Annotated in this window: 22 protein-coding genes; 19 read left to right on the top strand and 3 right to left on the bottom strand. The window is 62.4% G+C overall.

Annotated features, from left to right (window positions below; all coding sequences use genetic code 11):
• The first annotated feature begins 6 nt into the window (after positions 1–6).
• The 14 genes from Q7C33_RS16430 (at position 7) to Q7C33_RS16365 (ending at position 15,636) form a co-directional block, all read left to right on the top strand.
• On the top strand, positions 7–1,692 hold the full coding sequence (locus Q7C33_RS16430; RefSeq protein ID WP_407683790.1) for a methyl-accepting chemotaxis protein: 1,686 nt from the start codon (positions 7–9) through the stop codon (positions 1,690–1,692).
• Positions 1,692–2,228, top strand: coding sequence for a chemotaxis protein CheW (locus tag Q7C33_RS16425; RefSeq protein WP_198796319.1), 537 nt, complete (start codon positions 1,692–1,694; stop codon positions 2,226–2,228). Before Q7C33_RS16430 ends, Q7C33_RS16425 begins: the two co-directional genes overlap by 1 nt.
• The gene (locus tag Q7C33_RS16420; protein ID WP_407683789.1) at positions 2,225–3,490 is read left to right on the top strand and encodes a CheR family methyltransferase; all 1,266 of its coding nucleotides are present in this window, start codon (positions 2,225–2,227) and stop codon (positions 3,488–3,490) included. Before Q7C33_RS16425 ends, Q7C33_RS16420 begins: the two co-directional genes overlap by 4 nt.
• A complete protein-coding gene (locus Q7C33_RS16415) occupies positions 3,487–4,158 on the top strand; it encodes a chemotaxis protein CheW (protein WP_198796321.1) in 672 nt (223 codons plus the stop codon). Before Q7C33_RS16420 ends, Q7C33_RS16415 begins: the two co-directional genes overlap by 4 nt.
• Positions 4,155–6,425 (top strand): hybrid sensor histidine kinase/response regulator, encoded by a 2,271-nt coding sequence (locus tag Q7C33_RS16410; protein ID WP_198796322.1) that lies wholly within the window; start codon positions 4,155–4,157, stop codon positions 6,423–6,425. Before Q7C33_RS16415 ends, Q7C33_RS16410 begins: the two co-directional genes overlap by 4 nt.
• A complete protein-coding gene (locus tag Q7C33_RS16405; RefSeq protein ID WP_323156005.1) occupies positions 6,422–7,432 on the top strand; it encodes a chemotaxis response regulator protein-glutamate methylesterase in 1,011 nt (336 codons plus the stop codon). The genes Q7C33_RS16410 and Q7C33_RS16405 overlap by 4 nt, the downstream gene beginning before the upstream one ends.
• A gap of 39 nt (positions 7,433–7,471) precedes the next feature.
• Positions 7,472–8,473 (top strand): response regulator, encoded by a 1,002-nt coding sequence (locus Q7C33_RS16400; protein WP_198796324.1) that lies wholly within the window; start codon positions 7,472–7,474, stop codon positions 8,471–8,473.
• A gap of 282 nt (positions 8,474–8,755) precedes the next feature.
• Positions 8,756–9,851 (top strand): peptide chain release factor 2 gene (gene prfB, locus Q7C33_RS16395; protein WP_095963568.1). Its coding sequence is split into 2 segments (ribosomal slippage): positions 8,756–8,827 and positions 8,829–9,851, totalling 1,095 coding nucleotides; the frame shifts between segments, so codons are not numbered across the junction.
• A gap of 108 nt (positions 9,852–9,959) precedes the next feature.
• Complete coding sequence (lysS, locus tag Q7C33_RS16390) at positions 9,960–11,462, top strand: lysine--tRNA ligase (protein WP_198796325.1); 1,503 nt, start codon at positions 9,960–9,962, stop codon at positions 11,460–11,462.
• Positions 11,463–11,563: 101 nt separating this feature from the next.
• Positions 11,564–12,280 carry a TetR/AcrR family transcriptional regulator gene (locus tag Q7C33_RS16385; RefSeq protein ID WP_030139528.1) on the top strand — a complete coding sequence of 239 codons (717 nt, stop codon included), beginning with the start codon at positions 11,564–11,566 and terminating at the stop codon, positions 12,278–12,280.
• Between the two features lie 175 nt (positions 12,281–12,455).
• Complete coding sequence (locus Q7C33_RS16380) at positions 12,456–13,010, top strand: hypothetical protein (RefSeq protein ID WP_264432771.1); 555 nt, start codon at positions 12,456–12,458, stop codon at positions 13,008–13,010.
• Between the two features lie 36 nt (positions 13,011–13,046).
• A complete protein-coding gene (locus tag Q7C33_RS16375) occupies positions 13,047–14,324 on the top strand; it encodes a flavohemoglobin expression-modulating QEGLA motif protein (RefSeq protein ID WP_198796326.1) in 1,278 nt (425 codons plus the stop codon).
• 80 nt (positions 14,325–14,404) lie between these two features.
• On the top strand, positions 14,405–15,310 hold the full coding sequence (locus Q7C33_RS16370) for an alpha/beta hydrolase (RefSeq protein WP_407683788.1): 906 nt from the start codon (positions 14,405–14,407) through the stop codon (positions 15,308–15,310).
• On the top strand, positions 15,307–15,636 hold the full coding sequence (locus Q7C33_RS16365; protein ID WP_030139524.1) for a hypothetical protein: 330 nt from the start codon (positions 15,307–15,309) through the stop codon (positions 15,634–15,636). The genes Q7C33_RS16370 and Q7C33_RS16365 overlap by 4 nt, the downstream gene beginning before the upstream one ends.
• Before the next feature lie 191 nt (positions 15,637–15,827).
• Here the strand turns inward: Q7C33_RS16365 and Q7C33_RS16360 are convergent, their stop codons facing one another.
• The 3 genes from Q7C33_RS16360 to Q7C33_RS16350 form a co-directional block, all read right to left on the bottom strand.
• A complete protein-coding gene (locus Q7C33_RS16360; protein ID WP_407683787.1) occupies positions 15,828–16,619 on the bottom strand; it encodes an OmpA family protein in 792 nt (263 codons plus the stop codon).
• Positions 16,620–16,667: 48 nt separating this feature from the next.
• Positions 16,668–17,081, bottom strand: coding sequence for a DUF4398 domain-containing protein (locus tag Q7C33_RS16355; protein WP_014336761.1), 414 nt, complete (start codon positions 17,079–17,081; stop codon positions 16,668–16,670).
• A 384-nt stretch (positions 17,082–17,465) separates the two neighbouring features.
• Positions 17,466–17,810, bottom strand: a complete 345-nt coding sequence (locus Q7C33_RS16350) for a hypothetical protein (RefSeq protein WP_030139522.1) — start codon at positions 17,808–17,810, stop codon at positions 17,466–17,468.
• A 178-nt stretch (positions 17,811–17,988) separates the two neighbouring features.
• Between Q7C33_RS16350 and ppc the strand changes: the two genes are divergently transcribed.
• The 5 genes from ppc to Q7C33_RS16325 all read left to right on the top strand — a co-directional run bounded on the left by ppc (position 17,989) and on the right by Q7C33_RS16325 (position 23,840).
• Positions 17,989–20,619: a phosphoenolpyruvate carboxylase gene (ppc, locus tag Q7C33_RS16345; RefSeq protein ID WP_407683786.1), complete on the top strand. Its 2,631-nt coding sequence runs from the start codon at positions 17,989–17,991 to the stop codon at positions 20,617–20,619.
• 291 nt (positions 20,620–20,910) lie between these two features.
• Complete coding sequence (adk, locus tag Q7C33_RS16340) at positions 20,911–21,558, top strand: adenylate kinase (RefSeq protein WP_030139520.1); 648 nt, start codon at positions 20,911–20,913, stop codon at positions 21,556–21,558.
• Positions 21,559–21,652: 94 nt separating this feature from the next.
• Positions 21,653–22,330: a tRNA (adenosine(37)-N6)-threonylcarbamoyltransferase complex dimerization subunit type 1 TsaB gene (gene tsaB, locus Q7C33_RS16335; protein ID WP_198796330.1), complete on the top strand. Its 678-nt coding sequence runs from the start codon at positions 21,653–21,655 to the stop codon at positions 22,328–22,330.
• A gap of 341 nt (positions 22,331–22,671) precedes the next feature.
• The gene (locus tag Q7C33_RS16330) at positions 22,672–22,980 is read left to right on the top strand and encodes a hypothetical protein (protein WP_407683785.1); all 309 of its coding nucleotides are present in this window, start codon (positions 22,672–22,674) and stop codon (positions 22,978–22,980) included.
• Positions 22,980–23,840, top strand: a complete 861-nt coding sequence (locus Q7C33_RS16325; protein ID WP_407683784.1) for a DUF72 domain-containing protein — start codon at positions 22,980–22,982, stop codon at positions 23,838–23,840. Before Q7C33_RS16330 ends, Q7C33_RS16325 begins: the two co-directional genes overlap by 1 nt.

Raw genomic sequence — 23,840 nt, 5'->3', positions numbered from 1 at the left:
ACCGCCATGCAGACGCACCGCCTCCCTCGGCTATACTCCCGGCAATTCAAAGCGTCCCGAGGTTTTACTGTGAAGAATTGGACATTGCGCCAACGCATCCTGGCGAGTTTTGCGGTGATCATCGCCATCATGCTGCTGATGGTGATTGTCTCGTTTTCACGGTTGTGGAAGATCCAGGAAAGTGAAGAAAAGGTACGGGTCGATGCGGTGCCCGGGGTTTACTACAGCTCCATGATCCGTGGCGGCTGGGTAGACAGCTATGTCTTGACCCAGCAGATCGTCGGCCTCTCCGGGAACCGGGAAATCACCGCGGAGGACAAGGTCCGCTATCAAGGCTTCGAGCAGCATCTGCGCGAAGAAATCCAGAACTATCAAAAACTGATACAGAACCCTGCCGACCAGGCGTCGTTCGATGAGTTCGAGGGCTATCACCAAGCCTTCAACCAGGCCGTGGCCAAGGTCCTGGATCTTTACCAGCGCAAGGATTACGAAGGGGCGCGGCTGGCGCTGGATAAAGAGCTGACGCCTGCATGGTTGGGTGGCCGCGGACATTTGAATCAGATTATCGACCGCAACCGTGACCTGGCTGAAACGGCCATGCAAACCATTGATGATGCGGTGACGGCCGCCAAGGTCGCCATGGGCCTGTCATTCCTGGTTGCGCTGGTCATCGCCTTGTTGTGTGGCCTGTTGCTGATGCGCGCGATCATGGCGCCGATGAGCCGCATCGTCGAGATCCTCGAAGTGATGCGCAGCGGTGACCTGAGCGGACGCCTGAACCTGGCGCGCAAAGACGAATTCGGCGCGGTGGAGACCGGTTTCAACGACATGATGGCCGAGCTGACTGCCCTGGTGTCCCAGGCCCAGCGCTCATCCGTCCAGGTCACCACGTCGGTGACCGAGATCGCCGCGACGTCCCGGCAGCAACAGGCCACGGCCACTGAAACCGCAGCGACCACCACCGAGATCGGTGCGACCTCCCGAGAAATCGCCGCCACGTCCCGCGACCTGGTGCGCACCATGACTGAAGTGTCCACCGCCGCCGACCAGGCCTCGGTCGCCGCCGGCTCCGGACAGCAAGGCCTGGCGCGCATGGAAGACACCATGCATTCGGTGATGGGCGCCGCCGACCTGGTCAACGCGAAACTGGCGATCCTCAACGAGAAGGCCGGCAACATCAACCAGGTGGTCGTCACTATCGTCAAGGTGGCCGACCAGACCAACCTGTTGTCCCTCAACGCCGCCATCGAGGCCGAGAAGGCGGGCGAGTACGGTCGCGGGTTTGCCGTCGTTGCCACCGAAGTGCGCCGCCTGGCCGACCAGACCGCTGTTGCCACCTACGACATCGAGCAGATGGTCCGTGAAATCCAGTCCGCTGTTTCGGCTGGCGTGATGGGCATGGACAAATTCTCCGAGGAAGTGCGCCGAGGCATGGCCGAAGTGCAGCAGGTGGGCGAACAGCTGTCGCAGATCATCCATCAAGTCCAGGCCCTGGCGCCGCGGGTGCTGATGGTCAACGAGGGCATGCAGGCCCAGGCCACCGGTGCCGAGCAGATCAACCACGCGCTGGTGCAATTGGGCGATGCCAGTAGCCAGACCGTGGAGTCCCTGCGCCAGGCCAGTTCCGCCATCGACGAACTCAGTCAGGTGGCCGTGGGACTGCGCAGCGGCGTTTCGCGTTTCAAAGTCTGATGAGCGAGCCAGAAGCCCGCCGTGGCGCCGTTTCGGCGGCCCGGCAGACGTTGTTCCTGATGTTTTGCATCGGTAACGAGCGCTACGCCCTGCAAGCCACCGATGTGGTGGAAGTATTGCCGCGCCTGCCACTCAAGCCGATCGCCCGGACGCCGTCCTGGGTCGCGGGGGTATTTGCCTGGCGCGGCGTGGTGGTGCCGGTGATCGATCTGTGCGCGTTGACCTTCGGCCAGAGCGCCGAGGCGCGCACCAGCACCCGGCTGGTACTGGTGCAGTATCGGCCGGGGGCGCAGCAAACCGGACAGGTGCTGGGCTTGATATTGGAGCAGGCCACCGACACCTTGCGCTGTGATCCGGCGGATTTCAAACCCTATGGCCTGGACAATCGCCAGGCGCCTTACCTCGGTCCGGTACGCGAAGATGCACAAGGAATGATGCAATGGGTGCGGGTCAACGACTTGCTCGACGAATCCGTTCGCGCGCTGCTGTTTCCCTCGCCGCCGCTAAGTCCCGATGACTTCGAGGAACGGGCATGAACAGCGACCAGCGATTCTTCGACTTCCTCAAGGAACGCATCGGCCTGGACGTGACCTCCGTCGGCCCCGCCATTATCGAACGGGCTGTGCGCCAGCGGGTCCTTGCCGTGCCCGGTCGAACCACCGATGACTACTGGCAAAGCTTGCAGCACTCCGCCCAGGAGCAACAGGCGCTGATTGAAGCGGTGATCGTTCCGGAGACGTGGTTCTTCCGCTACCCCGAGTCCTTCGCGACGTTGGCTCGGCTGGCAACCCAGCGCCTGGCCGACATCAAGCACCTGCGTGCCCTGCGTATCCTCAGCCTGCCGTGTTCCACTGGCGAGGAACCGTACTCGATCGCCATGGCTTTGTTCGATGCAGGCCTGGGGCCGCATCAGTTCAAGGTCGATGGCATGGACGTCAGTCCCTTGTCCGTGGACAAGGCCAGGCAAGCGCGTTACGGCCGCAACTCTTTCCGTGGCGCGGACATTGGCTTTCGGGAGCGATATTTCAATGCCGAAGACGAAGGCTATCGCCTCGACGAGCGGGTACGCGAACAGGTGCGCCTGCAAACGGGGAACGTGCTGGATCCGGCGTTGCTGGTAAACGAGGCCCCCTACGACTTCGTGTTCTGCCGCAATCTGCTGATTTATTTCGACCAGCCGACCCAGCAGCAGGTGTTCGAGGTGCTCAAGCGCCTGACCCATCAGGACGGCGTGCTGTTCATCGGTCCCGCCGAGGGCAGTTTGCTCGGACGGCTGGGCATGCGTTCGATCGGCGTTGCCCAGTCGTTCGCCTTCAGCCGCCAGGGCGCACCGGAGCCGCAGCCGTTGCCCACGTTGATGCCGACGCCGCTGCCGATCCGCCAGCCGCCATCGCGCGTCGCTGCGCCCGTGAGTCGGCCGCGCCCGTTCGCCGCGAGTGTGACGCCGATTACCGAACCGAAAAGCAGCGACGCCGCGACGTTGCTGGCCAACATCGCCGCCCTGGCCAACGGTGGCAAGAGCGCCGAGGCGCGTGCGGTGTGCGAAGAATATCTGCGCAGCCACGCGCCAAACGCCCAGGTTTTCTATTGGCTGGGCCTGCTCAGCGATATGGCCGGCAATGCGCTGGAGGCCCAGGGGTTTTATCGCAAGACGCTCTATCTTGAGCCGCAACACGCCGAGGCCCTGGTGCATCTGGCGGCGCTGCTGGCTTCCCAGGGAGACGCGGTCGGCGCCCGTCGATTGCAGGAACGTGCGGCCCGCAGTGGTCGCGCGGCAGACAGTGAGCACAAACGATGAGCGGTTCGGCTTCCTATAACGTGACCCATGACGACGCCCAGGCCATCGACGACTGCTGGAACCGCATCGGCGTGCATGGCGACAAATCCTGTCCCTTGCTGGCCGAGCACATCCATTGCCGCAATTGCTCGGTGTACTCGGCGGCCGCCACCCGTTTGCTCGACCGTTATGCGCTGCGCCAGGATGAGCGGGAGCTGGTTTATGCCCCGGTCGACAGCGATATTGTCACGCGCTCGCTGCTGATGTTCCGCCTGGGTGAAGAGTGGCTCGGCCTGAGCACCCGCAGCCTGGTGGAAGTGGCGCCCTTGCAGGCGATCCATTCGTTGCCCCACCAGCGTTCGCGAGCCCTGCTGGGGGTGGCGAATGTACGCGGCGCCCTGGTGGCCTGCCTGTCGTTGGTAGAACTGCTGGGGTTGGAGCCGGGTTCGCCGGCGCCCTCCGGTGGGCGGATCATGCCACGCATGCTGATCGTCGCCGCCCAAGGTGGGCCGGTGCTGATGCCAGTCGATGAAGTGGACGGCATCCATGCCATCGACGAGCGCATCCTGGCGAACGCTTCGCCATCGGCGGGCAAGTACACCCGTGGCGTGTTGCAGTACAAAGGACGCAGCCTGCGTTGGCTGGACGAAGAGCAATTGCTGTCCGCGGTGTCCCGGAGCCTGTCATGACCCCCGACCAGATGCGCGATGCCTCGTTGCTGGAGCTGTTCAGCCTGGAAGCCGAAGCCCAGACCCAGGTATTGAGTGCCGGTTTGCTGGCCTTGGAGCGCGATCCGACCCAGGCCGATCACCTGGAGTCGTGCATGCGTGCGGCCCATTCGCTCAAGGGCGCGGCGCGAATCGTCGGGGTCGATGCCGGCGTCAGCGTGGCCCATGTGATGGAAGATTGCCTGGTCAGCGCCCAGGAGCGGCGGCTGGTCTTGCGCGCCGAGCATATCGACGCGCTGCTGCAGGGCACGGACTTGCTGACGCGTATCGCGACCCCCGGCAACAGCGTTTCTGCCGAGGACATCGAGGCCTATGTCGGGTTGTTGGGGCACCTGCTGGATCCGTCCGCAACGCCAGCTCCGACTCCCACCGTCATGGCGCCGACCATCGAGATACCCGCCGAACCCGTGCGTAGCGAAGCGCCCGAGCCGATGTCCATGGAACCGCTGGAACCGACCGCCAAGAAAAAACGCACCACCGAGGGCGGCGAGCGCGTCTTGCGGGTCACGGCCGGACGCCTTAACAGCCTGTTGGACCTGTCGAGCAAATCCCTCGTCGAAACCCAGCGCCTCAAGCCCTGGCTGGCGACGATGCAACGGATCAGGCGCCAGCAAAGCAATGGCCTGCGCGCCCTCGAAGACCTGAACGTGCATCTCAAGGATCACGCGCTGAGCCTGCAAGCCCAGGAAGCCCTCAACGATGCGCGGCGGCTGCTGGCCGAAACCCAACAGATGCTCGCGCAGAAAACCGCTGAGCTGGATGAGTTCGCCTGGCAGGCCAGCCAGCGGGCACAAGTGTTGTACGACACGGCACTGGCCTGTCGCATGCGACCGTTTGCCGATGTGCTTGCGGGGCAGGCGCGGATGGTGCGGGACTTGGGGCGCAGCCTGGGCAAACAGGTGCGCCTGGAAATCGAAGGCGAGAAAACCCAGGTCGATCGCGACGTACTGGAAAAACTCGAGGCGCCGCTGACGCATCTGCTGCGTAACGCCGTCGACCACGGCATCGAGATGCCCGAGCAACGGGTGCTGGCAGGCAAGCCCGCCGAAGGCTTGATTCGCCTGCGCGCCTCCCATCAGGCCGGCCTGTTGGTACTGGAACTGGCGGATGATGGCGCGGGCGTGGACCTGGAGCGGGTGCGGCGGACGATTGTCGAGCGCGGGCTTTCTCCCGAGCAGACCGCCGCCAGCCTGAGCGAAGAGGAACTGCTGACCTTCCTGTTCCTGCCGGGCTTCAGCCTGCGGGACAAGGTCACTGAAGTGTCCGGGCGCGGAGTCGGCCTGGATGCGGTCCAGCATATGGTCCGGCAGTTGCGCGGCGCGGTGGTGTTGGAGCAGACGGCGGGCGCCGGCAGTCGTTTCCACCTGGAAGTGCCGCTGACGTTGTCGGTGGTGCGCAGCCTGGTGGTGGAAGTCGGCGGCGAAGCCTACGCGTTCCCCTTGGCCCATATCGAGCGCATGTGCGACCTCGCGCCGCAAGACATCGTCCAGGTCGAAGGCCGCCAGCACTTCTGGCATGAGGGGCGCCATGTTGGCCTGGTGGCCGCCACGCAATTGCTCAATCGTCCGGTGACGCCCAACAACGGCCAGGTCCTCAAGGTCGTGGTGATCCGCGAACGAGAGGTCATCTATGGCGTCGCGGTGGAACGGTTCATCGGTGAGCGGACGCTGGTGGTGTTGCCGTTGGACGAGCGCCTGGGCAAGGTCCAGGACATTTCCGCCGGGGCGTTGCTCGACGACGGCTCGGTGGTGCTGATTGTCGATGTGGAAGACCTGCTGCGCTCGGTGGACAAGCTGCTCGATACCGGACGATTGGAACGCATCGCCCGGCAAAACGAAGCCCAGGCCCCGCGCAAGCGGATCCTGGTGGTCGATGATTCCCTGACGGTACGAGAACTGGAGCGCAAGCTGCTGCTCAATCGCGGCTATGACGTGGCGGTGGCGGTGGACGGCATGGACGGCTGGAACGCGTTGCGCTCGGAGGATTTCGATTTGCTCATCACCGACATCGACATGCCGCGCATGGACGGTATCGAACTGGTGTCGCTGCTGCGGCGCGACAACCGCTTGCAATCGCTGCCGGTGATGGTGGTTTCCTACAAGGATCGCGAGGAAGATCGTCGCCGTGGCCTGGACGCCGGGGCCGACTATTATCTAGCCAAGGCGAGCTTCCATGACGACGCCTTGCTCGACGCCGTGGTCGAATTGATCGGAGGAGCACGCGCTTGAAGATCGCCATCGTCAATGACATGCCCCTGGCGGTCGAGGCCCTGCGCCGTGCGCTGGCGTTCGAGCCCGCGCATCAGCTGGTCTGGGTGGCCGCCAACGGCGCCGAGGCCGTGCAGCGTTGTCATGAATACACGCCGGACCTGATCCTGATGGACCTGTTCATGCCGATCATGGATGGCGTGGAGGCGACCCGGCGGATCATGGCCGACACGCCATGCGCCATCGTGATCGTCACCGGCGACAGCCAGCAGAACGTCCATCGCGTGTTCGAGGCCATGGGCCACGGTGCCCTCGATGTGGTCGATACCCCGGCCCTGGGCGTCGGCAGGCCCGAGGACGCCGCGGCACCGCTGTTGCGCAAGATCGCCAACATCGGCTGGCTGATCGGCGAGCGTGGCAACCGCGAGCGCGTCACGCCGGCTGCCCAGCGGGCGTCGGTGTCACGCAACAGCCTGGTGGCGATCGGATCGTCGGCTGGCGGCCCGGCGGCGTTGGAAGTGCTGCTCAAGGGGCTGCCGCGCGACTTCGCCCCGGCGATCGTGCTGGTCCAGCATGTGGACGAGGTGTTCGCCGCTGGCATGGCCGAGTGGCTCAGCGGCGTGTCGGGATTCAACGTCCGCCTGGCTCGCCAGGGCGAGACGCCGCAAAGCGGCACGGTGCTGTTGGCCGGGACCAATCATCATTTGCGCCTGTTGAAAAATGGCACGCTGGCCTACACCGCCGAGCCGGTCAATGAGATCTATCGGCCTTCCATCGATGTGTTTTTCGAGAGTGTCGCCAACTTCTGGAGCGGTGATGCGGTGGGCGTCTTGCTCACCGGCATGGGCCGCGACGGTGCGCAAGGGCTTAAACTCATGCGTCAGCAGGGCTGCGTGACCATCGCCCAGGACCAGCAGAGCAGCGCGGTATACGGCATGCCCAAGGCGGCGGTGGCCATCGACGCGGCTGCGCAGATCCTGGCGCTGGATAAAATAGCGCCACGCTTGGTGGAGATTTTCACCCAATGACCAACCCCCGCACCCTAGGCAGTATTCAGGTGAGCCCCCATGAATGATCTACAGCTCGACGATTTCAAGCGCGATGAGAATGCCGCCATGGTGCTGCTCGTCGACGACCAGGCGATGATCGGCGAGGCGGTGCGACGCGGGCTGTCGAACGAACAGAACATCGATTTCCATTTCTGCTCCGATCCGCACCAGGCCATCGCCCACGCCGTGCGCATCAAGCCGACGGTGATCCTCCAGGACCTGGTGATGCCAGGCCTCGACGGCCTGAGCCTGGTGCGCGAGTACCGCAGTCATCCGGCGACCCGTGACATTCCGATCATCGTCCTGTCGACCAAGGAGGACCCGTTGATCAAGAGCGCGGCGTTCGCCGCCGGGGCCAACGACTATCTGGTCAAATTGCCGGACAACATCGAACTGGTGGCGCGCATCCGCTATCACTCCCGCTCCTACAAAATGCTCTTGCAGCGCGACGCGGCCTTTCGCGCGTTGCGGGTCAGCCAGCAGCAGTTGTTGGACACCAACCTGGTGTTGCAACGGCTGATGAACTCCGATGGCCTGACCGGCCTGTCGAACCGCCGGCACTTCGATGAATACCTGGAACTGGAGTGGAGAAGGGCGCTGCGGGACCAATCTCAGCTGTCGTTGTTGATGATCGACGTGGATTACTTCAAGTCCTACAACGACAACTTCGGCCACCTCGAGGGTGATGAAGCCCTGCGCAAGGTCGCCACGGCGATCCGCGAGTCATGCAGTCGGCCTTCCGACCTGCCGGCCCGCTATGGCGGCGAGGAGTTCGCGCTGGTCTTGCCTGGCACGTCCCCTGGCGGTGCGCGGCTGATGGCCGAAAAACTGCGCCAGAGCGTCGTCGCCCTGAAAATCCCCCACACCACGCCTGACGGAGGCGAGAACCTGACCATCAGCATCGGCGTCTCGACCTTCACTCCGCAGCAGGGCAGCGATTGCCGGGAGTTGATTTCCGCGGCGGACAAGGGGCTGTACATGGCCAAGCACAATGGGCGCAATCGGGTTGGAGTCGAATAAACTCCGGCTTGGCAGGGTTCCCTTTGTGGCGGAGCGGTTTATTGTGGCGAGGGGATTTATCCCCGCTGGGCTGCGAAGCAGCCCTAAAACCCGGCAACTCGGTGTGCCAGGAAAACTGAGTTGACTGCATTTGGGGCTGCTTCGCAGCCCAACGGGGATAAATCCCCTCGCCACAGTGCGCTGAATCTCATTCCCCCTAAAGCCGCCAGGCGGGCTGCCGCTGGCGCCTGATTACGTTATACTCGCCGGCTTTCAAAAGTTCGCCAACGAGTGCTGCCCGCCATGGAAATCAACCCGATCCTGAACACCATCAAGGACCTGTCCGAGCGCTCCGAAACTATTCGGGGGTATCTTTGACTACGATCAAAAGCATGAGCGCCTGACCGAAGTCAATCGCGAGCTTGAAGATCCGAATGTCTGGAACAACCCTTCGTACGCCCAGGAGCTGGGCCGCGAGCGTTCTGCGCTGGCGCAGATCGTCGAGACCCTGGACGAATTGTCCAGTGGCCTGGCCGATTGCCGCGACCTGCTGGACATGGCTGTCGAAGAGAACGACGAAGGCGCGGTCGGTGATGTCGTCGCCGAGCTGACGCGCCTGGACGAGAACCTCGCCAAGCTGGAATTCCGTCGCATGTTCAGCGGCGAGATGGACATGAACAACGCCTACCTGGACATCCAGGCCGGTTCCGGCGGCACCGAAGCCCAGGACTGGGCCAACATCCTGCTGCGCATGTACCTGCGCTGGGCCGACAAACGCGGTTTCGACGCGACCATCATGGAACTGTCGGCCGGTGAAGTCGCCGGGATCAAGGGCGCCACCGTGCACATCAAGGGCGAATACGCCTTCGGCTGGCTGCGGACCGAGATCGGCGTGCACCGCCTGGTGCGCAAGAGCCCGTTCGACTCCGGCAACCGTCGCCATACCTCGTTCTCGGCGGTATTCGTCTCGCCGGAAATCGATGACAACATCGAAATCGAGATCAACCCGGCCGACCTGCGCATCGACACCTACCGTTCCTCCGGGGCCGGTGGCCAGCACGTCAACACCACCGACTCGGCCGTGCGGATCACCCACGTACCGACCAACACCGTGGTCAGTTGCCAGAACGAGCGTTCCCAGCACGCGAACAAAGACACTGCGATGAAGATGCTGCGGGCCCGCTTGTACGAGCAGGAAGTGCAGAAGCGCAACGCCGCGTCCCAGGCCCTGGAAGACACCAAGTCCGACATCGGCTGGGGTCACCAGATCCGCTCGTACGTGCTCGACGCCTCGCGGATCAAGGACCTGCGCACCAGCATCGAACGCAGCGACTGCGACAAAGTGCTCGACGGCGACATCGATGAATACCTGATCGCCAGCCTCAAGCAAGGGCTGTAACGCGACACCCACGCGGTGGGCAGGCACGCTTCCATGGGAGCGAGGCCTGCCCGCAAACTCCGGCCCCGGGGCCGGGGGCAACGAACCTGTGATGGAAACCTTAAAGACATGAGCGACCTAGAACTCGACCCGCAAGCCCTGCAACAGGAAGAAAACTCCCTGATCGCCCTGCGCAAGGAAAAGCTTGCTGCCGAGCGCGCCAAGGGCCAGGCCTTCCCCAACGACTTCCGCCGCGACGCGTATTGCGACGTCCTGCAGAAGAAGTACGCGGACAAGACCAAGGAAGAGCTGGCCGAGGCGGCGATTCCGGTCAAGGTTGCCGGTCGCATCATGCTCAACCGTGGTTCGTTCATGGTGATTCAGGACATGACCGGGCGCATCCAGGTCTACGTCAATCGCAAGACCCTGCCGGAAGAAACCCTGGCCGCCGTCAAGACCTGGGACCTGGGCGACATCATCGCTGCCGAAGGCACCCTGGCCCGCTCCGGCAAGGGCGACCTGTACGTCGAAATGACCAACGTGCGCCTGCTGACCAAGTCCCTGCGCCCATTGCCGGACAAGCACCACGGCCTGACCGACACCGAGCAGCGCTACCGCCAGCGCTACGTCGACCTGATCGTCAACGAAGAGGTGCGCCAGACCTTCCGCGTGCGTTCGCAAGTCATCGCCCACATCCGCAGCTTCCTTATGAAGCGTGACTTCCTCGAAGTCGAGACGCCGATGTTGCAGACCATCCCTGGCGGCGCGGCGGCCAAGCCGTTCGAAACCCACCACAACGCCCTGGACATGGAAATGTTCCTGCGTATCGCGCCGGAGCTGTACCTCAAGCGCCTGGTGGTCGGCGGGTTCGAAAAAGTCTTCGAGATCAACCGCAACTTCCGTAACGAAGGCGTTTCGACCCGGCACAACCCAGAGTTCACCATGCTCGAGTTCTACCAGGCCTACGCCGACTACGAAGACAACATGGACCTGACCGAGGAACTGTTCCGCGAGCTGGCGCAGTTGGTCCTGGGCAGCACCGACGTGCCGTACGGCGACAAGGTGTTCCACTTCGGCGAGCCGTTCGTGCGTTTGTCGGTGTTCGACTCGATCCTCAAGTACAACCCGGAAATCACCGCCGCCGACCTGCAGGACATCGACAAGGCCCGCGCCATCGCCAAGAAGGCCGGCGCCAAGGTGCTCGGCTTCGAAGGCCTGGGCAAGCTGCAAGTGATGATTTTCGAAGAGCTGGTCGAGCACAAGCTGGAGCAGCCGCACTTCATCACCCAGTACCCGTTCGAAGTGTCGCCTCTGGCCCGTCGCAACGACGAGAACCCAAGCGTGACCGACCGCTTCGAGCTGTTCATCGGTGGTCGTGAAATCGCCAACGCCTACTCCGAGCTCAATGACGCGGAAGACCAGGCCGAGCGCTTCATGGCCCAGGTGGCCGACAAGGACGCCGGCGACGACGAAGCCATGCACTACGACGCCGACTTCGTCCGTGCCTTGGAATACGGCATGCCGCCAACAGCCGGCGAGGGCATTGGCATCGATCGCCTGGTGATGTTGCTGACCAACTCACCGTCGATCCGCGATGTCATCCTCTTCCCGCACATGCGGCCCCAAGCGTAAATGCTTCAAATAAAAAGCCGCCTCGATGGGCGGCTTTTTATTGCCTGTCTGGTACAAACGTATCAATTGGTTACTTCTGAAACAGCGAGGAAAGACCTGTCGTGAATCGTGCAATGGCTCAAGAAGGTGCAGCGGGCGTCGCCACTGCTGTGGCTGAAAGTGTTCAGTACCAAGGTCGCAAGGCCAGCCGACAGGGCAGTGAACAGCGCCGACAGAAGATTCTCGACGCGGCCATGCGCATTGTCGTGCGCGATGGCGTGCGGGCGGTGCGACACCGTGCGGTGGCCGCCGAAGCGGGCGTGCCGCTGTCGGCCACCACGTATTACTTCAAGGACATCGATGACCTGCTCACCGATACCTTCGCCCAATACGTGGAGCGCAGCGCGGCCTTCATGGCCAAGTTGTGGGCCAATAACGAGGGCTTGCTGCGCGAGATGGTCGCCTATGGGGACGGCAGCGCCGAGTCGCGCTCGCAATTGGCCGACGACATCGCGCGGATGACCGCTGATTACGTGCAGCATCAACTGCAGAGCCGTCGCGACTACCTGATGGCCGAACAAGCGTTCCGCCAGGAAGCGTTGCTCAACCCGCGACTGGCGGTGCTGGTACGCTCTCATCAGCAAATCCTGTTGCACGGCACGTGTCAGTTTTTCCAGGTTCTGGGCTCGCGCGAGCCGCAACAGGATGCCAAAGTGTTGACGGCGATTATCGGACGGATGGAATATCAGGGCTTGCTCAATGGCGCCGAGCCGGTAGCCGAAGAAGACATGCTCGGCATCCTGACCCGCTACATGCACTTGGTACTGGCGTCGGTGTAGCCCTTTTAGGGTTACCACAGTCCCCTGTGGCGAGGGGATTTATCCCCGTTGGGCTGCGAAGCGGCCCCAAAACCAGCCAACTCGGTACATCTGGCTAACGGAGCTGACTGCAAAGGGGGCTGCTTCGCAGCCCAGCGGGGATAAATCCCCTCGCCACAGACCATAGGGAGTTTCAATGAAAGCCTGGCGTGCCGTTGTACTGGCCGTGTCGTTGCTGTTGCTCAGTGGTTGCCTGGTGTCGTTCAAGGCGCCATTGCCCGACAGCGAAGCCGCGCCCAAGGGCCTGCTCGGCCACTGGACCAGCACCAACGCCTGGGGCGAACCGTTGAACCTGGAGCTGACGAAGGTGGGCAAGCACCGCTACCAGGCCATCAGTTATTTCAGGGCCAGGCCCCAGGAGCGCGAAGCCATTCCCCTGACGGTCTCTCGCCACGGCAGCCGCTGGTACCTGTCGGCAAAAGTGCCGGCCCGGTTTGGCGGACATTTCGTCATCGCCGGTTTCGAACTGACCGACAAGCAGGAACTGGTGGTCTACAACCTGGACATGGAACAGATCAACCAGGCCATCGGCCAGAAGCTCCTCAGCGGCCAGCCGAACCCGAGCGAAGAGGGTGATGGCGTGCTGGTGGACAGCGACATGAGCAAGGTTTTCAGCTACCTCGATGACCCGGCCAATTCCGACGTGTTCTCGGAAGCCGTGCGCTACCAGCGACTGGTCAAATCCCAATAACGGTTATAAGCGGACGTTTTTTCACAGGAGTTCCGGGTGGACGATTACCAGCAGACGATACGCACCTTGTCCGATCGCATTGTGCTGGCGCAGACGCCGATTCGCATTCTCGACGCGGTGAAGTGGGACGAGAACGTCCGCAAGGGGTTTCTCAAGGCCAAGGGCAAGGAACTGCCGGCGGTGGACCGCGATTATTACCTCAACCGCCCCCTGTCGTTCGACTCCAGCAAAGTGAAGCTGGAGTTCCAGAACATCGAGCGCGACATCACCCGCCAGCTCGGGCAGTTCAACCCGGTTGGCCAGATCATGCGCCGCATGTGCAAGGAATACCGCATGGTGGTGCGCATGCTCGAAGCGCGCGGTACCGAGGATTTCGGGCTGATCTCCCAGGAACTGTACGGCGCCGCCTCCGACGCCTTCCACGCTGGCGACCCGACCCTGGCCGACCTGGGCCTGATGCTCTCCGATTACCTGAATAACATCGACGGCCGTGGCGACCTCAAGGACGAACCCAAGGTGCTCAGCGCCAAGGAAGCCGTCGGTCTGTTGCAACATCGTCTCAACCGGGTGTTCGGCGAAGCCGAGGAAACCATCCGCGTGTTCGAGTCCGACGGCATCGTTGCTGACGCGGCGGCGGGCGCCGACTACATCAAGATCCGCACCGACGCGATGTTCAACGAGCGCGACGTGCGTGCACTTGAGGTTCACGAAGGGCTGGTCCACGTCGGCACCACCCTCAATGGCTTGAACCAGCCGATCTGCACCTTCCTGTCCAAAGGGCCGCCCTCGTCGACGGTGACCCAGGAAGGCCTGGCGATCCTCATGGAAATCATCACCTTCGCCTCCTACCCGAGTCGCCTGCGCAAGCTCACCAACCGCACCCGGGCCATTCATATGGTGGAGGAGGGGGCCGATTTCCTGCAGGTGTTCGAGTTCTTCCGCGAACAGGGTTTTGAAATGGCCGAAAGCTACGGCAACGCCAGCCGGGTGTTCCGTGGCTCGGTGCCGACCGGTCTGCCATTCACCAAAGACTTGTCCTACCTCAAGGGCTTCATCATGGTTTACAACTACATTCAGCTCGCCGTGCGCAAAGGCAAGCTGGAGCAGGTGCCGCTGCTGTTCTGCGGCAAGACCACCCTGGAGGACATGCGTACGTTGCGCCAGTTGGTGGATGAAGGCCTGGTCGTACCGCCGAAATACCTGCCCGAGCAGTTCCGTGACATGAATGCGCTGTCGGCCTGGATGTGCTTCTCCAACTTCTTGAACCACCTGAGCCTGGATCGGATCGAAGCGGATTATTCGAACATCCTTTAACCACACCTCATTCCTTGTGGGAGCGAGCCTGCTCGCTCCCACAAGACGGCGTTTAGTCCTAACTTGCGAGGCTTCACCGGATGCGAAACCTCGGCATCATTTGCCTGCTGCTGGCCCTGGGCGGTTGCAGCTCCTTGCTGTTCTACCCGGAACGCGGCCTGCCGTTCACGCCGGAGCGGGCCAAGCTCGAATACCGCGACGTCACCCTGACCACTGCTGATGGGCTGAAGCTGCGTGGCTGGTGGCTGCCGGTGAAGCCGGGTGTCGAGGTCAAGGGCACGGTGCTGCACCTGCACGGCAATGGCGGCAACCTGGCCTGGCACCTCGGTGGGAGCTGGTGGTTGCCGGAGCAGGGTTATCAGGTGTTGATGGTCGATTACCGTGGCTATGGCGTTTCCGAAGGCGAGCCGAGCCTGCCGGCGATTTACCAGGACATCGATGCGGCATTCAAATGGCTCGACGATGCGCCCGAGGTCAGGGGCAAGCCGTTGGTGCTGCTCGGCCAGAGCCTGGGGGGCGCATTGGCGGTGCATTACCTGGTCGAGCATCCCCAGCGCCAGCAGCAGCTCAAGGCTTTGGTACTGGACGGGGTGCCCGCCAGCTACCGCGATGTAGGGCGTTTCGCCCTCGGCACGTCGTGGCTGACCTGGGCGTTCCAAGTGCCGTTGTCGTGGCTGGTGCCGGACGGTGACAGCGCCATCGGCTCGATCGCGCAATTGAACGGCGTGCCAAAACTGATCTACCACAGCCTCGACGACCCGATCGTGCCTCTTTCCAACGGCATCCGCTTGTATCAAGCTGCGCCGCCGCCCAGGGTGTTGCAACTGACCCGCGGCGGGCATGTGCAGACCTTCGCCGACCCGACCTGGCGAACGGTGATGCTGCGCTACCTTGACGACCCCCAGCATTTCGATGGCCTGCGCCGCCTGGGTGAAGTCCCTAATTATCCGAAATCCCCTGTTGAATCATCCGAGAACCCGCAATGAGCGAAGAACGTAACGCCATTCCCCTGATCATCACCGGTATCTGCAGCATCCTCGGCACTGTCGCGGTGCTGTGGTACTACGGCTACCTGCATTTCGCCAAGCCCGAGGATGCGTTGCTGCTCAACCAGTTCACCATGCTCAAGACCGTGCCGGGCGAGGACTACAAGGTCTCCCTGGAGCCGGCGCCGCAGGTCGCCCAGTGCATCGACGGCGTGCTGGTGTTGTTCGACACCGAACAGAAAGGCTTGACCGGTGTGTTGATCAACGAGAAGAAGCGTGCAGTGCGGTGCATGGGGCAGGAAACCCCGCAGAAACTGCAGCCGTAATCCAATCCCAACGACACCACAAATCCCTGTGGGAGCGGGCTTGCTCGCGAAAACGGTGCGTCAGTCACTGCATATGTAGCTGGCCGGACGCTTTCGCGAGCAAGCCCGCTCCCACAAGGGGATTTGTGTTGGCCGATAAAAAGCCCCGCCTGACTTCAATCAGGCGGGGCTTTTCAGTTTCACTCAACCGATCAGTTGGCGCTCATGGTCGAACGCGGGGCGACGGGCTGGTTGTCGTTGGAGATGGTCACTTCCACGCGACGGTTCATGGCGCGGCCCGAGACGCTGGTGTTGTCGGCGACCGGGAATTCCTTGCCATAACCCTGGGTCACGATGCGGGCTGGATCGACGCCCATTTTCACCAGGGCCGCGCGCACTGAGCTGGCACGGCGCTCGGACAGCGACTGGTTGTAGGAGTCCGAGCCGGTGCTGTCGGTGTAGCCTTCGATGATCACCTTGCGATCCGGATTTTCCTGGAGGAATTGCGCAAGCTTGCTCACGTTGGTCATGCCGCTGGTGCGCAGGTCGGATTTGTTGGTGGCAAACAGCACGTCGCCGAAGGTCACCAGGGTACCGCGCTCGGTCTGCTTGGCGTTGAGGCTGTCCTGCAACTGCTTGATCTGCGCGTTACGGGCTTCCAGCAATGCACGGGCGCGTTCGTCACCGGCGTTTTTCAGTTCGGCTTCGGCGTTGCGCAGGGCGATGGTCTGCTTGGCCACTTCGACACGCTGGTTGGTCAGGTAGGCCAACTGGTCGACCTTGGCTTCGTCTTCGTTATCCAGGTAGGCCTTGTCGGCCTTGGCCAGGAAATCGGCGGCATCCTTGGTTTCCAGCGCAGCCACTTTGGTCGCCGCCGGATCGGCCTGCAGCCCGTTGTAGTTGGTGCGGGCCTGTTCCAGGTTCGCGTTCGGATCGTGGGAGCAAGCGGCCAGGGATACGCAGGCGGCAAGCAGGGCGGGCATCATGAAATGTTTGTGCGTCATAGTCTGTCGTCCTTTTATCAATGAGAAATACGTCGTGGCGTGAGCGGTTTACTGAACCTTGTTCATGCCTTCCTGACGCAGTTCCTGAACCCCTTTCTGAGAGTCCTTGAGAGCCTGTTCGGCCTTGGCGGCCTGGGCCTTGCGCTCAGCGACGCGGGCATCCCATTCGGCCTGTTCGGCCAGACGCTTGGCCTCTTCGTAGTTCTCGTCGTGCATGGCGATTTCGGCTTGCTTGAGTTTGTCCTGGGCCGATTTCATTTCCACCGCGGCGAACTCGGTGCCACCGGCGCTGACGGCGCTGTTGACCGCCGATTGCGTGACCGCATATTGCTCCGACGGTGGATTGCCGGCACAACCGGCCAGGATGAAGCTGCTACCGATAGCCAGGGCAGCCAACTTCAGGCCGCGCAGGCCAGTGGATGAGGGTTTGGCAGTGCAGGTATTCATAGGCTTCAACTCCATTGGAAAACTCCTGAAAAAACACGAATCCATGCTGGGACCGAAGCCGTGACGTCTGTTTTGGCGCGGGCGCCAGGGCGCGTTTATTTAAACGGCCGTTCCAGTATGGTTACTCGGTGTGACCCGAGGCGTTTTTCAAAAGTTCAGGCAAGGATGGCCATTCGCCAAAAGAATTGCTGACTGATCGGTCAGGGGCAAAAAAGCTGAACTTTCAAGGCGTGCAGCGGTATTACGGGCGCCGTGAGGCGTGCATTTTTTTGGGCGAGGCGCGTGTAGGAACTGCCGAGCGAAGCGGGGCTGCGATCTTTTGATCTTTCACTCGGAACTCGAGTATCAGAAGAACGATCGCAGCCTCGCTTCGCTCGGCAGCTCCACAGGGGGCAGGAGTCAGTGTTTGGATTTGTCGTTCTGCGAGGAAAGTTCATGCAGATGGCGGCGGGACAATGCGAGGAACCGCGGGGTCGGCCCGACGTCTTCGTACAGCGGATCGCCTTCTTCATCGGTGGCCACTACCTGCGATCCCCTGACGTAGGGAAAGCTGGCTTCCAGCTCTTCCAGTGCCGCGCCGATGAGCTCGCCGAGCAATTCTTCAGGGTGGCGCTTGGGGTACATGTCGCAGATGGCCGCCAGGCGTGCCGCGGCCTCGACGTCGAGATGAATCGTGTAGCCGGTCTGGGTCAGGCGACCCTTGGCGTTTTCTTCCCAATGCTGGGCAAGCTCACGGATTTTCATGATGACCTCAATAGCCCTGCTTTTGGCGGGCGCGATAGTGACAAGCCGTCGTGTGGCTTATCCATGAGACTAGCTTTGCCTGACAAGGTTTAAAGTCCCTTCGTCGCTTGTCATTAACGACTGGCATCGGCACTCTCTCCTACAAAGCTGTCCGGACCTTTTTGCTGGAGAACTGCTGATGACCGATATCGATGCCCGCTTGCGCGAGGACGTCCACCTGCTCGGCGAGCTGCTGGGCAACACCATTCGCGACCAGTACGGGGACACCTTTCTCGACAAGATCGAGCAGATCCGCAAGGGCGCCAAGGCTGATCGCCGTGGTTCCATGGACGCCGAGTTGAGCGCCAGCCTCAACCAGTTGAGCGAGGATGAACTGCTGCCGGTGGCGCGGGCGTTCAACCAGTTCCTCAACTTGGCCAACATCGCCGAGCAATACCAATTGATTCATCGGCGCGAAGAATCCAAGCCTGCACCGTTCGAAGCGCGAGTGCTGCCCGAACTGCTGGCGCGCCTGCGTGCCGAAGGCCACAGCGCTGAATCGCTGGCCAGGCAATTGGGCCGGCTGGACATCGAACTGGTTCTCACCGCCCACCCCACCGAAGTCGCCCGGCGTACGCTGATCCAGAAATACGACGCCATTGCTGCGCAATTGGCCGCCCAGGATCACCGCGACCTCACCAGCGCCGAGCGCGCGCAAATCCACCAGCGCTTGCAACGGTTGATCGCCGAAGCCTGGCACACCGAAGAAATTCGCCGGACCCGGCCCACGCCCGTGGACGAGGCCAAGTGGGGTTTCGCGGTGATCGAGCATTCGCTGTGGCACGCCATCCCCAATTACCTGCGCAAGGCCGACCAGGCCCTTCACGCCGCCACCGGGCTGCGCTTGCCCCTGGAAGCCGCGCCGATCCGCTTTGCCTCGTGGATGGGCGGCGACCGCGACGGCAACCCGAACGTCACCGCCGCGGTCACCCGTGAAGTGCTGTTGCTGGCGCGTTGGATGGCGGCGGACCTTTATCTGCGCGATGTCGATCACCTGGCGGCCGACCTGTCCATGCAGAACGCCAGCGCGGCTTTGCGCGCCCAGGCCGGCGACAGCGCCGAACCCTATCGTGCGGTGCTCAAGCAATTGCGTGAGCGCCTGCGGGCCACGCGCAACTGGGCCCAGGCCTCGTTGAAGGCCTCGACGCCCGCCAGCGCCGAGGTGTTGCAGAACAACCGCGAGCTGCTCGATCCGTTGGAGCTGTGCTACCAGTCCCTGCACGAATGCGGCATGGGCGTGATCGCCGATGGGCCGCTGCTTGATTGCCTGCGCCGCGCAGTGACGTTCGGGCTGTTCCTGGTGCGCCTCGATGTGCGCCAGGATTCGACTCGCCATACGACGGCCATGACCGAGATCACCGATTACCTCGGGCTTGGGCGTTATGAAGACTGGAATGAAGAGCAGCGCATCGGTTTCCTGCTGGAGGAGCTGAATAACCGTCGCCCGTTGTTGCCGCCACATTTCAAGCCGTCGGCCGATACCGCAGAAGTCCTGGCGACCTGCCGGGAAGTCGCGGCGGCACCGGCGGCGTCCTTGGGCTCCTACGTGATCTCCATGGCCGGCGCGGCTTCCGACGTGCTGGCGGTGCAGCTGCTGCTCAAGGAAGCCGGCGTGCTGCGGCCGATGCGGGTAGTGCCGCTGTTCGAAACCCTTGCCGACCTGGATAACGCCGGTCCGGTGATGGAGCGTCTTTTGTCGCTGCCCGGCTACCGTGCACGCCTGCAAGGGCCTCAGGAAGTGATGATCGGCTATTCCGATTCGGCCAAGGACGCCGGGACCACGGCGGCGGCCTGGGCACAATATCGGGCGCAGGAGCGCTTGGTGGATATCTGTCGCGAGCAGCAAGTCGAACTGCTGCTGTTCCATGGTCGCGGGGGCACGGTGGGCCGTGGCGGTGGCCCGGCGCACGCGGCGATCCTGTCGCAGCCGCCGGGTTCGGTGGCCGGTCGGTTCCGTACCACTGAACAGGGCGAAATGATTCGTTTCAAATTTGGCCTGCCGGACATCGCCGAACAGAACCTCAACCTTTATCTCGCTGCGGTGCTGGAAGCGACCTTGTTGCCACCGCCGCCGCCCACGCCAGAGTGGCGTCATTTGATGGACGAACTGGCCGCCGACGGCGTCCGTGCCTACCGCGCCGTGGTGCGGGAAAATCCGCAATTCGTCGAGTACTTCCGCCAGTCCACGCCGGAACAGGAGTTGGGCCGGCTGCCCCTGGGCAGTCGCCCGGCCAAGCGCCGCGCCGGAGGTATCGAAAGCCTGCGGGCGATTCCGTGGATCTTCGGCTGGACCCAGACGCGCCTGATGCTGCCCGCCTGGCTCGGTTGGGAAACCGCCCTGGGCAAGGCGTTGGAGCGGGGTGAGGGTGAGTTGCTCGGGCAGATGCGCGTGCAGTGGCCGTTCTTCCGTACCCGCATCGACATGCTGGAGATGGTGCTGGCCAAGGCCGACGCCGACATTGCCCAGTCCTACGATGAGCGTCTGGTGGAGCCGGCACTGCTGCCGTTGGGCGTGCATTTACGCGACCTATTGTCGCAGGCCTGCGCGGTGGTCCTGGGGTTGACCGGCCAGTCGCAGCTACTGGCACATAGCCCAGACACGCTGGAATTCATTCGCCTGCGCAACACCTACCTCGACCCGCTCCACCTGTTGCAGGCCGAACTGTTGGCGCGTTCGCGGCAGCAGGACGTTGCCCAGGGCAGCCCCGTGGAACAGGCGTTGCTGGTGTCTGTGGCAGGGATCGCCGCCGGTTTGCGCAACACCGGTTGACGTCGGGGCGTTGCGTGAAACAGCTCGCCCGGTTCGTCCGGGCGTAGCCGTTTGCGGGGAAGGGCAGGTCGACCAGGCGACAGTTTGTTGCCCGGTTGCGACTCTCGCCACCTCATACAAAGGTCGCGTCGGGCGCGGGTTCCTCCGACTTTCGGCGGCTTGTGTGGCTCGGGCCTGCTGTGTATCTTGAGCAGCCTTTGACCGTTTGGGCGGTCACGATCCTGTTTTTCGAAGATTGGCCCCACGAGGCGAATCCGAGCGTTTTACATAAAAAAATTGAGGAGCACATCGATGCGCGTCATTCTGCTGGGAGCTCCCGGGGCCGGTAAAGGTACTCAGGCAAAGTTCATCACCGAGAAATTCGGTATCCCGCAAATCTCCACCGGCGACATGCTGCGTGCCGCGGTCAAGGCTGGCACCCCATTGGGTGTTCAAGCCAAGAGCATCATGGATGCCGGCGGCCTGGTGTCGGATGACCTGATCATCGCCCTGGTCAAGGATCGCATCGCTCAACCGGACTGCGCCAATGGCTTCCTGTTCGACGGTTTCCCGCGCACCATTCCCCAGGCTGAAGCCCTGGTGACTGCCGGAGTGGAGCTCGATCACGTGGTCGAAATCGCGGTAGATGACGAAGAAATCGTCCAGCGCATTGCCGGCCGTCGCGTTCACGAAGCGTCCGGTCGTGTCTATCACACCGTCTACAACCCGCCAAAGGTCGCCGGCAAGGACGACGTGACTGGCGACGAGCTGGTGCAACGCAAGGACGACACTGAAGAAACCGTGCGTCATCGCCTGTCGGTCTACCATTCCCAGACCAAGCCGCTGGTGGACTTCTACCAGAAGCTGTCCGCTGCCCAGGGCAAGCCGAAGTACAGCCACATCCCGGGCGTTGGCTCGGTCGATGCGATCACCGGCAAGGTGCTTGAAGCGCTGAGCTGAAAAGTCTGATCAGTTGCATCGACGACGGCCCGCTTGCGGGCCGTAGTTGTTTATACTGGCGCACTTTTTCCCCACCTGATTTACGGACACATCGATGAGCACCTTGCTGGCCCTGGACACCGCGACCGAAGCTTGCTCCGTTGCCTTGCTGCACGACGGCAAGGTCACGAGCCATTACGAGGTGATCCCGCGCCTGCACGCGCAGAAGTTGTTGCCAATGATCCAGCAGTTGTTGAGCGACGCCGGGACGACCTTGCAAGCGGTTGACGCAATTGCCTTTGGCCGTGGGCCCGGGGCGTTCACCGGCGTGCGGATCGCCATTGGCGTCGTGCAGGGCCTGGCCTTTGCCCTGGAACGTCCGGTATTGCCGGTGTCGAACCTGGCGGTGCTGGCCCAGCGTGCCTTGCGCGAACACGGCGCGCGCCAGGTGGCGGCTGCCATTGATGCACGCATGGACGAGGTGTACTGGGGCTGTTATCGCGAAACCGATGGCGAGATGCGCCTGGTGGGCCGTGAAGCAGTATTGCCACCCGAGTCGGCGGCATTGCCGGAAGAGGCGAGTGGCGATTGGTTCGGCGCCGGTACCGGGTGGGGCTATGGCGAGCGGATCGGCGCCAGCGTTGGCGGCCAGGACGCGTCGATGCTGCCCCATGCCGAAGACCTGCTGGCGCTGGCACGCTTCGCTTGGGAGCGCGGCGAGGCCATTGCGGCCGATGAGGCGCAGCCGGTTTACCTGCGGGACAGGGTCGCCACGCCCAAGTCCGAGCGCTAAACAAGCATTACCCCATCCAAAGGCGAGCGCAGTTGTGGCGAGGGGATTTATCCCCGCCCGAGTGCGCAGCACTCGTCAAGTGTGTGGCTGACAAAACAATGTCGGGGGCGCTGCGCGCCCAGCGGGGATAAATCCCCTCGCCACGAGGCATTCTTCAGCCCCTGGACTTCCAGCCAAAAAGTCATTGCCCGATCCAAAAGTCACACCCAACCTTGCCAGTCGTCACTTTTTCACCCCGTTTTTAAACCTTTTTGACTTTATGTGTTCTAGTTATCACTTGCGCATTTGCGCGGCTGCGAATGTGCCGCTAAATTGCCATCATTGATACCGAGCATTTTGTCATGCGTATAGACGGCGTTTCATCACAGTCCTATCCCATCAAGCGTCGGCCTCGTGCGGGTAAAACCGCTGAGCCCGAAACCTTCGATGACATCGATGGCGACCTGGAACTTCCGTCCGAAGAGCAACTGGCCGCCCGTGCCGCCAAAGCCTCCGCGCAACGCCTGAGCAATCTCCCCGCCCGCCAGCAAGACATGCTGTACCACCGCGCCATGAGCCGCAGTGTCGCCACGGCCCTTGCCAGTTATTTGAGCACTGCCGGTTTTGTCGACTGGGATATGGAAGTGCTGGGGCTCGACCTCTACATCTGATGCGGTTGCCTTATTACCTCGGCTGCCCGTCCTGGAGTGAAAACGCCTGGCGCGATTATCTTTATCCCCAGAACGCCAAGAGCTCCGAGTTCCTGAATCTCTATAGCCAGGTTTTCAACGCCGTGGAAGGCAACACGACCTTCTATGCGAGCCCGTCTGCGGCCACCGTCCAGCGCTGGGCGGAAATCATGCCCGAACATTTTCGTTTCACGGCCAAGATTCCGGGCGACATCAGTCACGGCGGTGACTTGCGCGAACATCTGACAGCCACCGAAACCTTCGTTCAATTGCTCAGCCCGTTGGGCGATCGGGTTTCGCCGTTCTGGCTGCAACTGTCCAAGGCGTTCACGCCCAATCGGTTGCAGGAGTTGGCTGCCTTCATCGACGCGTTTCCACGACCATTGGCCGTCGAGGTCCGTCATGATGAGTTCTTCGCCAAGGGCGATGCCGAGCGCCAGCTCAATCGCCTGTTGCTCGATCGCGGCGTGGAACGTATCTGCCTCGATCCACGGGGTTTGTTCAGCTGTGCCTCGACCGATCCCTCAGTGATCCATGCCCAATATAAAAAGCCACGGGTGCCTACGCGGCCAGCAGCGTTCACCCAATGCCCACAGGTGCGCTTCGTCGGCCATCCCGTGGTGGAGGCCAACGAGCCGTTCCTGACGCCTTGGGTGGAGAAAATCGCTGAGTGGATCGAAGAAGGGCGCACGCCGTACATGTTCCTGCACACCGCCGACAACCTCCTGGCGGCAAAACTCGCGATGCATTTTCACAGCCGCTTGATGAGCCGTTTGCCTGGCTTGCCGGCCCTGCCTGAGCTATATAGAGAACCCGCCGCCGAGCAACTGGGTTTGCTCTGA

This window comes from Pseudomonas sp. BP11-1-1 (assembly GCF_052112105.1).
GTDB classification, from domain to species: domain Bacteria; phylum Pseudomonadota; class Gammaproteobacteria; order Pseudomonadales; family Pseudomonadaceae; genus Aquipseudomonas; species Aquipseudomonas alvandae.
The sequence above is the reverse complement of the archived record's forward strand: the minus strand, read 5'-3'. Positions and strand labels throughout refer to the sequence as shown.

Bases quoted from the DNA above. Each gene is read 5' to 3' on its own strand.
- Q7C33_RS16415 (WP_198796321.1), top strand. From the start codon at position 3,487: ATGAGCGGTTCGGCTTCCTATAACGTGACCCATGACGACGCCCAGGCC.
- Q7C33_RS16350 (WP_030139522.1), bottom strand. From the start codon at position 17,810: ATGAAAATCCGTGAGCTTGCCCAGCATTGGGAAGAAAACGCCAAGGGT.
- Q7C33_RS16355 (WP_014336761.1), bottom strand. From the start codon at position 17,081: ATGGAGTTGAAGCCTATGAATACCTGCACTGCCAAACCCTCATCCACT.
- Q7C33_RS16380 (WP_264432771.1), top strand. From the start codon at position 12,456: ATGAAAGCCTGGCGTGCCGTTGTACTGGCCGTGTCGTTGCTGTTGCTC.
- Q7C33_RS16370 (WP_407683788.1), top strand. From the start codon at position 14,405: ATGCGAAACCTCGGCATCATTTGCCTGCTGCTGGCCCTGGGCGGTTGC.
- Q7C33_RS16325 (WP_407683784.1), top strand. From the start codon at position 22,980: ATGCGGTTGCCTTATTACCTCGGCTGCCCGTCCTGGAGTGAAAACGCC.
- tsaB (WP_198796330.1), top strand. From the start codon at position 21,653: ATGAGCACCTTGCTGGCCCTGGACACCGCGACCGAAGCTTGCTCCGTT.
- ppc (WP_407683786.1), top strand. From the start codon at position 17,989: ATGACCGATATCGATGCCCGCTTGCGCGAGGACGTCCACCTGCTCGGC.
- Q7C33_RS16410 (WP_198796322.1), top strand. From the start codon at position 4,155: ATGACCCCCGACCAGATGCGCGATGCCTCGTTGCTGGAGCTGTTCAGC.
- lysS (WP_198796325.1), top strand. From the start codon at position 9,960: ATGAGCGACCTAGAACTCGACCCGCAAGCCCTGCAACAGGAAGAAAAC.
- adk (WP_030139520.1), top strand. From the start codon at position 20,911: ATGCGCGTCATTCTGCTGGGAGCTCCCGGGGCCGGTAAAGGTACTCAG.
- Q7C33_RS16425 (WP_198796319.1), top strand. From the start codon at position 1,692: ATGAGCGAGCCAGAAGCCCGCCGTGGCGCCGTTTCGGCGGCCCGGCAG.
- Q7C33_RS16330 (WP_407683785.1), top strand. From the start codon at position 22,672: ATGCGTATAGACGGCGTTTCATCACAGTCCTATCCCATCAAGCGTCGG.
- Q7C33_RS16360 (WP_407683787.1), bottom strand. From the start codon at position 16,619: ATGACGCACAAACATTTCATGATGCCCGCCCTGCTTGCCGCCTGCGTA.
- Q7C33_RS16430 (WP_407683790.1), top strand. From the start codon at position 7: ATGCAGACGCACCGCCTCCCTCGGCTATACTCCCGGCAATTCAAAGCG.
- Q7C33_RS16420 (WP_407683789.1), top strand. From the start codon at position 2,225: ATGAACAGCGACCAGCGATTCTTCGACTTCCTCAAGGAACGCATCGGC.
- Q7C33_RS16400 (WP_198796324.1), top strand. From the start codon at position 7,472: ATGAATGATCTACAGCTCGACGATTTCAAGCGCGATGAGAATGCCGCC.
- Q7C33_RS16365 (WP_030139524.1), top strand. From the start codon at position 15,307: ATGAGCGAAGAACGTAACGCCATTCCCCTGATCATCACCGGTATCTGC.